General features: G+C 31.0%; 11 protein-coding genes. 2 read left to right on the forward strand and 9 right to left on the reverse strand.

The window, feature by feature from the left end; all coding sequences use genetic code 11:
• Window positions 1-1,056: 1,056 nt before the first annotated feature.
• Window positions 1,057-1,515 (forward strand): hypothetical protein, encoded by a 459-nt coding sequence (locus ACSHZO_RS15225; protein ID WP_298248322.1) that lies wholly within the window; start codon window positions 1,057-1,059, stop codon window positions 1,513-1,515.
• 728 nt (window positions 1,516-2,243) lie between these two features.
• Here the strand turns inward: ACSHZO_RS15225 and ACSHZO_RS15230 are convergent.
• The 5 genes from ACSHZO_RS15230 to ACSHZO_RS15250 all read right to left on the reverse strand — a co-directional run bounded on the left by ACSHZO_RS15230 (window position 2,244) and on the right by ACSHZO_RS15250 (window position 7,033).
• Window positions 2,244-3,176 carry a hypothetical protein gene (locus ACSHZO_RS15230; RefSeq protein ID WP_298248323.1) on the reverse strand — a complete coding sequence of 311 codons (933 nt, stop codon included), beginning with the start codon at window positions 3,174-3,176 and terminating at the stop codon, window positions 2,244-2,246.
• Window positions 3,177-3,332: 156 nt separating this feature from the next.
• Entirely contained in the window at window positions 3,333-4,037 is a 705-nt protein-coding gene (locus ACSHZO_RS15235; protein WP_298248324.1) for a hypothetical protein, read from the reverse strand.
• A 154-nt stretch (window positions 4,038-4,191) separates the two neighbouring features.
• Window positions 4,192-4,905 (reverse strand): hypothetical protein, encoded by a 714-nt coding sequence (locus ACSHZO_RS15240; RefSeq protein ID WP_298248325.1) that lies wholly within the window; start codon window positions 4,903-4,905, stop codon window positions 4,192-4,194.
• Between the two features lie 166 nt (window positions 4,906-5,071).
• Window positions 5,072-5,914, reverse strand: coding sequence for a TlpA family protein disulfide reductase (locus tag ACSHZO_RS15245; protein WP_298248326.1), 843 nt, complete (start codon window positions 5,912-5,914; stop codon window positions 5,072-5,074).
• 150 nt (window positions 5,915-6,064) lie between these two features.
• Window positions 6,065-7,033 (reverse strand): hypothetical protein, encoded by a 969-nt coding sequence (locus ACSHZO_RS15250; RefSeq protein WP_298248327.1) that lies wholly within the window; start codon window positions 7,031-7,033, stop codon window positions 6,065-6,067.
• Window positions 7,034-7,339: 306 nt separating this feature from the next.
• Between ACSHZO_RS15250 and ACSHZO_RS15255 the strand changes: the two genes are divergently transcribed.
• Window positions 7,340-7,798 carry a hypothetical protein gene (locus ACSHZO_RS15255; RefSeq protein ID WP_298248328.1) on the forward strand — a complete coding sequence of 153 codons (459 nt, stop codon included), beginning with the start codon at window positions 7,340-7,342 and terminating at the stop codon, window positions 7,796-7,798.
• A 215-nt stretch (window positions 7,799-8,013) separates the two neighbouring features.
• Here ACSHZO_RS15255 and ACSHZO_RS15260 read toward each other — a convergent pair whose 3' ends face one another.
• The 4 genes from ACSHZO_RS15260 to ACSHZO_RS15275 all read right to left on the reverse strand — a co-directional run bounded on the left by ACSHZO_RS15260 (window position 8,014) and on the right by ACSHZO_RS15275 (window position 10,878).
• Window positions 8,014-8,727: a hypothetical protein gene (locus ACSHZO_RS15260; protein ID WP_298248329.1), complete on the reverse strand. Its 714-nt coding sequence runs from the start codon at window positions 8,725-8,727 to the stop codon at window positions 8,014-8,016.
• A gap of 249 nt (window positions 8,728-8,976) precedes the next feature.
• A complete protein-coding gene (locus ACSHZO_RS15265) occupies window positions 8,977-9,468 on the reverse strand; it encodes a hypothetical protein (RefSeq protein ID WP_298248330.1) in 492 nt (163 codons plus the stop codon).
• 15 nt (window positions 9,469-9,483) lie between these two features.
• Window positions 9,484-9,981 carry a hypothetical protein gene (locus ACSHZO_RS15270; protein WP_298248331.1) on the reverse strand — a complete coding sequence of 166 codons (498 nt, stop codon included), beginning with the start codon at window positions 9,979-9,981 and terminating at the stop codon, window positions 9,484-9,486.
• A gap of 15 nt (window positions 9,982-9,996) precedes the next feature.
• Window positions 9,997-10,878 carry a hypothetical protein gene (locus ACSHZO_RS15275; protein ID WP_298248332.1) on the reverse strand — a complete coding sequence of 294 codons (882 nt, stop codon included), beginning with the start codon at window positions 10,876-10,878 and terminating at the stop codon, window positions 9,997-9,999.
• Window positions 10,879-11,227 lie beyond the last annotated feature (349 nt).

An 11,227-nucleotide genomic window follows, 5' to 3' on the forward strand; every position in this document is an offset into this window, starting at 1 on the left:
CTTCTGTAAATCTGCTTTTCTTCATAACTTAAAAATAGTTGATTTTTAAACTGTATGAAAAACAGGGAAGCCTTCAGGCGGAGTAGGGGACGCTGATTTGTCGGCTTAGTATTGGTTCGTTGGTCAAGTTAATTATTTTCTTTCTATAGCTGCCGCTTATTGGCGATTAACCGTTGTTACCCACTGTGGCTTAAACTAATCATTAATTTTACTTTTTTGACCGGTTGTTAGAAATCGAGTATAGAATAACGTTACTTTCGAACACCCAATTATTGAAATAAGATTTATGTTATTATTAAACATCCTTAATATCACAGAAGCGATAACGCAAACAAAACCTATGATTTAGGAGAACTTTAAAAATATTAGTTCGTTTTTAATAAAGTTGCTGCTATTATTTTTCATCCAGTGCACCTCTATTTTAAATATTTAAATAATCAGTTTGCTATGATATAAAATCATTCTCTATTTTTCGTTTATCAACAACATAATTGGAATCACGATTTATTTATTATCAATATGATATAATCAATAATCTATTTTTTCTGACTTGAAAATATTGCAAGGCGGATTGTAAAAATTATCAGAATAAGATTAAAAATTATAGTTAGATAACCATTAATTTCTCCTTCTTTTATGAACAAAAAAGCATTAAAGATAAATATCAAGAGCGCTAGAGCATACATTAGCTTTAAAGCTTTAGGTTCTCTTTTCAAAAAGTCCATATTTTTCACCATTTCATTTTCATATTTCTAACTTAGCCATTGTGGGTAACGGTCTCGGTTATCGCCAGTTGGCGGAGTAAGAAACGCGGATTTGTCGGCTTAGTGTTGGTTCGTTGGTCAAGTTAATTATTTTCTTACTAACGGTGCCGCTTATTGGCGATGAACCGTTGTTGTTGCCAGTTTTATTAACTACTAATATTAAATTACCTGATCAATAATTAAATTTAAATGTACTATTTTTAGACCATAACAGTTATAGTAATAGTTACTTTAAAGAGTTTTCTATTAAACTCAGTTTTAAGATGGCTGTTTACCGATTTATTCCTCAAATATGAAAAGTCTAAAACCATTATTATTTATTTTAGTTCTTACGTTTAGTATATCGATTAATGCTCAAATTAAAGACTCAGTTTCAAGTGTTAGTGATTCAAGTTCTGACTCTTCTACTTCAAGTCCAACTTATTTCGCAAATAATCAAGACCTTTATAAGAGCAATTATACTTTAGTATTATATAATAGCACCACAGATTTATACGACACATATTCCGCTACTAGTGATGTATATTATTATAGTGGTTCGACTAAATTTTATAAACCAAAAACGAACTTTCTCACTACACTATTTCTAGGAAATGATTCTTTCGGAGAAAGCAATACGGTTTTGGAACATAGAAGCATATTATTAGCCGATGACGTTAGTTATAGAATTCGTGACTCTTTCAATCCACATGGAGCTTCCAATATGTCCGAAGCTTTAATCGGCGGAGTCTTTGGTTTGCTATTAAATTAGCAACATGTGAAGTATTTATTATCCTTGAGTTTTGTCAAGTTCCAATCCTGAATCCAAAAATAAAATTGGCTACAACGGTTTCGAATAATCGTCAGTTGTGGTTGACGGTATTCGGATTAGTCCGCTTAGGTTTTTGTTTCCTGGTTTCTAAAAGTACTATTTTATTTCAAATGGCCACAATTGCGAATATTCGTTGTTATACACTGGTGCGACACAGCCGAGTAAGAACCTCAGATATGCCGCAGTCGGGAATATTTTCACAATCAATTCAGGATCCTGCTCGTTTTGTTACAATTCTTGCGTCCGAGTAAGTGTCCGTTTCTTGGTACTAAGCTTGTTTTTGATGAAGTTCTTAGTAGCTAATTTGTGTTTGAGTAGCGACCAAAAGATTCTTTTTTGATAATAATCTTCCTGAGCGATTTTCTTGAATTTTCAATAGAACCAGGATTTCGAAAGTTATCGATAAACAAAAGATTCTTAGTTCAAAATTATCAATTGAAGGCTTTAAAATTCGAATTTTTCAGATTGGATTCTAATAGTTTTTAGTAGCTAAAATCGTTGCGGAGCACTTGTGTATAACGGTCTCGGCTATCGCCAGTTGCGGGAGTTGGGACGCGGAGTTGTCGGCTTATTTATTTTCTTTCCTGGTTTCTAAAATTACACTTTTTCGATGATACCCGTTATTGGCGATGAGCCGTTGTTGTGTGCTGTTTGCCGAACTATACTATTTATTTACTCTTGCTAACTTTTCTCCTGTTCTGACGATTTTTTCTTTCAAGTTTGTAATCATCTATTTTGGTATATATCCAGCCCTTAATATTATAATCCCAAAAACTGAGTTTTTCTAATTTTTCAATTCCCTTATCGTATTGTTCCGAAATTTGTTCAATTCTATTTTGAAAGTCAACAATTTCTAAACTCTCGTATTTTATTTTTTGCTCTTCCTTCTTTTGGTCCAAAAAAGCTTTTAGCGTAGCAGAACTTTCTAAACTTTCTTTAGTTAAAGTGAATTTTTTAAATTTTAATAAACTCTCTCTTTTATCATTTATTTTTATAATTTCTTCATCACCATTTTCATTTTTAAAAATAAGAACATATCTAATTCTATTTCCGAAACCTTTCCCTTTTACAGTATATCTTATGGGGTTTATCAAAGCTGTGTAATGGTTATTGAATAGTTTGAGAATAGGTTGCCACCTATTTATATTCGTTTTTACAGTGTACTTTCCTTTTGTAGTTGACAAAAGTATTTTTTTCTTAATCTTTCTGTTATAGATTAATTTAGATATACTGACTTTATTTACTCCAGTACTATAAAAAACTACAGGATCATATTCTTTATAATAAACTTCAAAAGGCTTCAGGATAAGAGGTCTGTTATTAAAGTTTTCAATTTCTAAATAGTTTCCTCTACCCATTTTAAGATATATTGAAAAAATAACTGTGGCTCTATCTTTTAAATTTTCCAACGTTACTGAAGAAATATAAATTTCGTCCGTATCGATATCACTTACAGTTGATATATCACTTCTGATTTTATGACCAGATTTTAATAGAAATGATCTAGCTGTGTAGTAAAGTGCAATTATAGAAATTATCAACGCAATGAATGAAATCACCAATGTTGAAATAGCTTCGTAATTATCAATTATCTCTTTCATTTTCTGGCAAATTGCACACAACGGTTTGCGGTTATCGCAAGTTGCGGGAGTAGGGACGCGGACTTGTCGGCTAACGCTTTAGTTTGTTAGGAATCTAATTTAGTTCTTTTTTCTAAAACCCGGAATTTGAGATGAACCGCTGTTGTACACAGTGCGTTAGTAATAATCAATCTCGTATTTATAATTTACCGTGTCTCTAAATTCAAAATCAATATCTCTTTTGTTGGCTATTTTATCAAGTTCTGAATATTTATAGAATTGAGTAGTATCATCTCTAGTCCCAGATATTTTTTTTGTGTAACCATTATCAGAATACTGATATTCTTCTATCCAAGGCCTTTCAAAATCTTCGTTATAATGCAATCTTTTAATTTCTCTTCCTTTTGAATCATAAAAGACAGAATCCGCTAGTTTCATTGCTTTTTCTAGGTCTGGATCTTTTGTAGGAAACATTTCCCAAGTGTTAGTTTTTATTACTTCTAAATCTCCAGTTTTACGATATTTTCTAATAAATCTAACTGCGGAATCAGCTTCATACATTGTTTGAATCTTCAAATTTTCTTTCGGGAGATATTCATAAACTGAAAATTGTCTAACTACACAAGTATCTTGCTTTTCGAAGTAATCACAGTCCGTTTCTTTAATTTTTTTACCGTTTTTATATTCTATTCTTTCAATTCTATTGCTTCTTTGATTTCCATAATTTCTTTCTAAAAATTTATTGCCATTTTTATCCAACTCTGCAATTCTATTTTTTGAAAGATGATTTTCATTTTTTTTATATTCAGTTATGGATTTAATTTTTGGAGAACATCCAATTATAATTGTCAGAATTAATATTTGAAGTAAACTTTTCCTCATGGCATTGTGTACAACGGTTACGGTTATCGCCAGTTGGCGGAGTAGGGGACGCGGATTTGTCGGCTTAGTTTTGGTTTCTTAGTCAAGATAATTATTTTCTTTCTAACGGTGCCGCTTATTGGCGATCAACCGATGTTAGCAATAGTTATTTGCGTTACTTACTTTCTTGCATAACTATATATTCTTCGCTTGCTTCATAAATCTTTTGTATCAAATCTAGACGCCTTGATGGGTCTAATAACTCATAATTTAATGATTTAGATTCTAAATAACCAAAAAATAGATTACATCGGTTTTCGGGAATTTCGAGGGAATTTTTTAAATACTCACAATTCAAAGTATCGTCCGACGCAAATAATTCTACATAATCACTTAAGTGAATAATTCGTATCTCAGATTTTTTAGGAATTGACTTCTTGTTACCTGGTATAATACTAGCTAATAAATTTCCTTTAGGATTTGGTGGATAGTATATAAACCAATTTTTTTCTAGATCCGTTTGAAATGTTTCTTTTAATTCTTTATTTGCCGTTTTTACATCAAATGCCTTTGGCGACGAACTGATATTTACTTGATCTAATAAGTTAACTATCTTCTTAAGTTCAATTACTAAAGTTGCTTGTAAGTTATTTTCTTCAACGATCAGAATTTGTTGTTCAAATTGTATCGAGTTGAATACTAAAGTGTCTCCTAAGTCACTTGGTATAGAAAAATACCCTTCTTGATTTGTAGTAGAAGATATTCCGCTATTCAAATTTACAATTTCAAAATCTGATACTCTTTCATCTGATTCATAAACAATACCTCTGACTTCCTGAGCTGTTAGACTTTGAATACCAATTAGAAATAAGATTATAAATATTCTCAAGCAGTTTCTCGGTTAAATAATTATTGCTAACGTTCTCGGTTATCGCCAGTTGGCGGAGTAGGGGACGCGAATTTGTCGGCTTAGTATTGGTTTGTTGGCCAAGTTAATTATTTTCTTTCTAACGCTGCCGCTTATTGGCGATGAACCGTTGTTGCCCACAGTATTCTTATTCAATTAATCTTTTTATTTCATCTTCTATATTATTAATAAAGATCTTTTCTTCTGTTTCTAGACGACCATCATAATGAACCTTTCCATTTTTTAATATTATTAAATGTGGGTAAGCTTTTACTCCTAGTTCTCTGGCTTCTTCCATTGAGGTTGCAAATAACGTAGGAAATTGATAATTCAAACTATCTACTAATCTTACGGTTTTTTCGAATTCATCTCTTTTCAAAGGGACATTTACTGAATACATTTTGATATCTGGATTACTCTTTAATTTTAGATAAATTTTTTCAAAGTCAGGGAACTTCTTAAAACAAATTGCACATGATGTTGTCCAAAAATCAAGTGCTATAATTTTATTCTTGTCAAACTGAATTGTATCTCGTTCCTTATTGACAACAGTTAATCCTTTAAATTCTTTAATTTGCCGAGCTGATCTATTATTAAATAGTACAATTTGATTTGGAAGAACATAATACCCCAGAATAGGAAAAAAAACGAGAACAAAAATTAATATTAAATAATTCTTTTTATTATAAAATAGGCTTCCTAAAAAAGCACTAATAGGAACAAAAATTATATATAGAAACACTAGATTAAATCCGGTGAAAAATGATATTAATAATAAGGATAAGAATAGTGGTAGAATTATTAAAATGCCAGTTTTCCAAAAATCAAATTTTGAGGATATAAAATAATAAAATAAAAATATTGATCCTAGAATTAATGGTAACATCCATTTGTGGTCGCCATTAAATAAAATTCCAAAGATTAAATATATAGTGATTGGAATAAGTCCGTATACTAGTCCTTGTAATAATCTTTTTATTTTACTCATCATAAATATTGTGGGCAACGGTCTCGGTTATCGCCAGTTGGCGGAGTAGGAGACGCGGATTTGTCGGCTTCGTATTGGTTTGTTGGTCAAGTTAATTATTTTCTTACTAACGGTACCGTCTATTGGCGATTAACCGTTGTTATAGGCTGGCCACTAGAACAGCTTTTGTTGTGTATCTTCTTTCTCAGTGCCGACAAGCTCAATGAATTTTATCCTTGGTCTCTTTTCTATATAAAATCCTTTTTTATCTTTTCTATCTATATAACCTCTTATTAGACAGTTAGTGAATAATTTTATTTTATGTTCAATGATATTCCCTTTTTCTGGATAGCATGTTAGAATATGATCTTTATATAAAAAACCAATTGTATTTGATTTTTCATTTCCTCTAGTAACGTGGCCATTTAGTTCTACAAACATTCCGTGTTCCAATTCTGGAAATAAGATTTCGTTTTCTTCCTCTTCTTGATAAAATATGTGTTTGTGTTCATATTCAATGGATGCTTCACTAGTATCATCCTTGTCATTTTTATTTTGCTCAGAAAAATCAATGTATAATTCCCTTTCTCTTTCGATTGGCTCGGACAGTTTATTAAATATTTGAGGAGGTAATTCTGAAAATAACTCTAAATACATTTTAGGAACGTACAGGATATTTCCTGATTCATTTCTTATACCGATAAAATTTATTCCATTTTCTTCTTTGAAAAGAACATTATCAAATGTCTTTTTTGATGTGGTTCCAATATGCTTGGCAATTTGTATACTCCATTTAATGGCTTTTACTATTTGTTTAAATAGGTCTTTAAATCCTTTATCTTTAAAATCATTTTTAGCCATTTCTTTTAGAGCAGCAGCGCTATATGTTGTAACTCCTGTTCCTAATATAAATGCAATCCATTGACCAATATTTTCAGGGATTAGTGTTTCCCAACTTCCCTTTCTTACCCTTGCTGGTAGTTCGAAATTGATATTCGAAAGCTCTGGTATTTTTTTATTTATATAGAATCGAAATAAAGAATCTATACCATTTAAAGCCTCTGCTGATTTCTTTAAATCTAAATATCCATTTTCAACTTCTTGTCCTGAATATTTAAAATAAGCTAAATAATCTTCTTTCATATTTTGTTGGTGGCTTGCCTATAACGGTCCCGGTTATCGCCAGTTGGCGGAGTAAGGGACGCGTATTTGTCGGCTTAGTATTGGTTTGTTGGTCAAGTTAATTATTTTCTTTCTAACGCTGCCGCTTATTGGCGATTAACCGTTGTTGTTGCCAGTTTTATTAACTACTAATATTAAATTACCTGATCAATAATTAAATTTAAATGTACTATTTTTAGACCATAACAGTTATAGTAATAGTTACTTTAAAGAGTTTTCTATTAAACTCAGTTTTAAGACGGCTGTTTACCGATTTATTCCTCAAATATGAAAAGTCTAAAACCATTATTATTTATTTTAGTTCTTACGTTTAGTATATCGATGAATGCTCAAATTAAAGACTCAGTTTCAAGTGTTAGTAATTCAAGTTCTGACTCTTCTACTTCAAGTCCAACTTATTTCGCAAATAATCAAGACCTTTATAAGAGCAATTATACTTTAGTATTATATAATAGCACCACAGATTTATACGACACATATTCCGCTACTAGTGATGTATATTATTATAGTGGTTCGACTAAATTTTATAAACCAAAAACGAACTTTCTCACTACACTATTTCTAGGAAATGATTCTTTCGGAGAAAGCAATACGGTTTTGGAACATAGAAGCATATTATTAGCCGATGACGTTAGTTATAGAATTCGTGACTCTTTCAATCCACATGGAGCTTCCAGTATGTCCGAAGCTTTAATCGGCGGAGTCTTTGGTTTGCTATTAAATTAGCAACATGTGAAGTATTTATTATCCTTGAGTTTTGTCAAGTTCCAATCCTGAATCCAAAAATAAAATTGGCTACAACGGTTACGGTTATCGCCAGTTGGCGGAGTAGGGGACGCGGATTTGTCGGCTTAGTTTTGGTTTCTTGGTCAAGATAATTATATTCTTTCTAACGGTGCCGCTTATTGGCGATCAACCGATGTTAGCAATAGTTATTTGCGTTACTTACTTTCTTGCATAACTATATATTCTTCGCTTGCTTCATAAATCTTTTGTATCAAATCTAGACGCCTTGATGGCTCTAATAACTCATAATTTAATGATTTAGATTCTAAATAACCAAAAAATAGATTACATCGGTTTTCGGGAATTTCGAGGGAATTTTTTAAATACTCACAATTCAAAGTATCGTCCGACGCAAATAATTCTACATAATCACTTAAGTGAATAATTCGTATCTCAGATTTTTTAGGAATTGACTTCTTATTACCTGGTATAATACTAGCTAATAGATTTCCTTTAGGATTTGGTGGATAGTATATAAACCAATTTTTTTCTAGATCCGTTTGAAATGTTTCTTTTAATTCTTTATTTGCCGTTTTCACATCAAATGCCTTTGACGACGAACTGATATTTACTTGATCTAATAAGTTAACTATCTTCTTAAGTTCAATTACTAAAGTTGCTTGTAAGTTATTTTCTTCAACGATCAGAATTTGTTGTTCAAATTGTATCGAGTTGAATACTAAAGTGTCTCCTAAGTCACTTGGTATAGAAAAATACCCTTCTTGATTTGTAGTAGAAGATATTCCGCTATTCAAATTTACAATTTCAAAATCTGATACTCTTTCATCTGATTCATAAACAATACCTCTGACTTCCTGAGCTGTTAGACTTTGAATACCAATTAGAAATAAGATTATAAATATTCTCAAGCAGTTTCTCGGTTAAATAATTATTGCTAACGGTCTCGGTTATCGCCAGTTGGCGGAGTAGGGGACGCGGATTTGTCGGCTTAGTATTGGTTTGTTGGTTAAGTTAATTATTTTCTTACTAACGGTGCCGCTTATTGGCGATGAACCGTTGTTGTAAACTGGAGCGCACCTAAATATTTGTTTTAAGAACGAAATTAAAAGAAATTTTATTGAATCAATTTCTCGTTTTAAATTCTGTGAGCAAGCTCTCTATTCAATATTTTTAATTTCATATTTCAGTTTCAATTTCTCCTTTTCTAATTGAAAACCATAAGAACTCGACCATGCATCTCCATATATGTTGATGAAAACCTTATTAGGAGTTCTTAAATATATGTTTCCAAACTTATACTCTGTTTCGGGACTAATCATTTTGATTATTTGTTTCAATTTTTCCGTACTACTAAAAATACTTTTGATCTCTTTACTTCGGAAGGGTAATTTTATAATTGCTCCCTGATAATCTTCATATTTTTGCAAATGAGTAGTTTCTGGGCTTATTTTATTAAGCAAGTCAAATTCATTTGGGTACAGGAATAAAAATGCTTCATAATCTAAGTCTGAATAGAATTCTGAATTTTTTCCAGCAATTTTAATATCCTTAATGATTGGATATGAATCGACAATGTCAATTTTTACCTGTTGAGCAAATATTGTATGCAACGAAATAAATAAGGCTGAAATAAAGAAAATATCTTTCATCTATTCTGATTTTTCTTATTGGTAACGCTTGCTTAAAATTTGTTTTATTGAGTCAATCTCTCCATTTAAATTCTCCTTATCTAAATATATAAACAGACTGTCATTTATTACTTTAAAATTTCTACTGTAATTTTCTATTGGTATTGCTCCTATTGAAGTTCTTTTGTTTTCTGGATTTGGATAATATGGTTTATCTAAATCAATATATTCGGATTCTTCTTTTATTTTAAATATCGTTTCGTTTAAGTCTGATGATAATTCAATTTCGAAAGGTTTATAATTTTTGTACGTAACTCTAATTTTTGGATTATAGCAAAATCCTGTCATTTCACCGATTCCAAAAAATCCATCTCTGTTAGAAAAAGAGATTATTTCTCGATCTATCATTTCTATTTTTGCACCGTGTATAGGTTTATTGGTATTAGCTGATAAAATTTGTCCTTGAATACCGATTTGGCAATCACAGGAAAATAAGAGAAATAATATCGAAATTAGGATAACCCTTTTATACATATATTGTGAATAAAGCTATGATAACCAATTGTCATATGATGCTAAAATTGTCCATTCTCCTTGAACCTTTTGGAGAAAATAGGAATTCCCGTAAGCACTTCCAGGAAACATTAAATAAGATATTGAAACAATACAATATTCATTATTATTACTAAAAATAGGATCACTGATAGTTAAAACTGAGTTTCTTTTTTTGGTTTTTTCGAAAAGTTTAGAAACATCATTTTTCGTGATGCAATTTCTATTGTTTAGTGAATTATACTTTTTACTTAAGTCCGTCATCCATTTTGAATTCCATAACGCACCTTTACTTATCGACGCATTCTTTTCTAATTCTTGAATTATTTCAATTTGTAAATCATACGAAACCTGTTCTATAAAATCCTGTCTATCAAAATATGTTCTAGGTTTTTGACATTGGATATATAATTCTTCATTTGAAATTTCGTATTTAATTATGCTTTCCAATATTTCAAACTCAAGTTCTCCTTGGTTCTTCCCGACTTTTTCAATTAATTTCCTTTTACGTTTTTCTGTAAATACCTTTACCCAATACGTAATAATTGCATCATATCCACCAGAAATACTTTTTTTATTAGTAGTAAAAATGTATATCCCTGAAGCAACTTTGGAATCTATCTTTTTCCATTCATTTATGTAAGCAAAGTATTGTTCTTTGCAGCCGATCAAGTTTCCACTATTACCCGTAACGAAAAGTATTTTTTTATTTTTAAAATCGAATTCCTTTCTTTCAGCAGATAGGTAGGCATTTAAAGAATCCGATTCTTCTGGAGTGAGTACTGAATCATTATTTTTATCACATAAATCTAATTTCTGACTGAAAGTATTCAGTGAGATAGCTATAATCAATAAGCTAAGAAAATATTTGGAGCTCATTATTGCAATTTTTCTTGTTCATCTACATATTGGAAAATACTCGAAATAGTAAATTGAATAACAACTTATAGGTTATCTTATTTAAAACCTCTTGAAGAATAAAAATATATAAAAAATCAATCTCTTTTACTGAAAAATTTTAAGCGCTCTTGTTTACAACGGTTTCGGTTATCGTCAGTTGGCGGAGTATGGCACGCGGATTTGTCGGCTTAGTATTGGTTTGTTGGTCAAGTTAATTATTTTCTTTTTTACGGTGCCGCTTATTGGCGATGAACCGTTGTTACATGCTGGTGCGACACAGCCGAGTGAGAACCTCAGATATGCCGCTGTCGGGAATACACATTCTTCT

This window comes from Christiangramia sp. 3-2217-3z (genome assembly GCF_051195275.1).
Classification (GTDB): Bacteria; Bacteroidota; Bacteroidia; order Flavobacteriales; family Flavobacteriaceae; genus Christiangramia; species Christiangramia marina.

Coding starts and splice junctions, on each gene's coding strand:
- ACSHZO_RS15225 (WP_298248322.1), top strand. CDS start 1,057: ATGAAAAGTCTAAAACCATTATTATTTATTTTAGTTCTTACGTTTAGT.
- ACSHZO_RS15255 (WP_298248328.1), top strand. CDS start 7,340: ATGAAAAGTCTAAAACCATTATTATTTATTTTAGTTCTTACGTTTAGT.
- ACSHZO_RS15245 (WP_298248326.1), bottom strand. CDS start 5,914: ATGATGAGTAAAATAAAAAGATTATTACAAGGACTAGTATACGGACTT.
- ACSHZO_RS15230 (WP_298248323.1), bottom strand. CDS start 3,176: ATGAAAGAGATAATTGATAATTACGAAGCTATTTCAACATTGGTGATT.
- ACSHZO_RS15235 (WP_298248324.1), bottom strand. CDS start 4,037: ATGAGGAAAAGTTTACTTCAAATATTAATTCTGACAATTATAATTGGA.
- ACSHZO_RS15275 (WP_298248332.1), bottom strand. CDS start 10,878: ATGAGCTCCAAATATTTTCTTAGCTTATTGATTATAGCTATCTCACTG.
- ACSHZO_RS15270 (WP_298248331.1), bottom strand. CDS start 9,981: ATGTATAAAAGGGTTATCCTAATTTCGATATTATTTCTCTTATTTTCC.
- ACSHZO_RS15250 (WP_298248327.1), bottom strand. CDS start 7,033: ATGAAAGAAGATTATTTAGCTTATTTTAAATATTCAGGACAAGAAGTT.
- ACSHZO_RS15265 (WP_298248330.1), bottom strand. CDS start 9,468: ATGAAAGATATTTTCTTTATTTCAGCCTTATTTATTTCGTTGCATACA.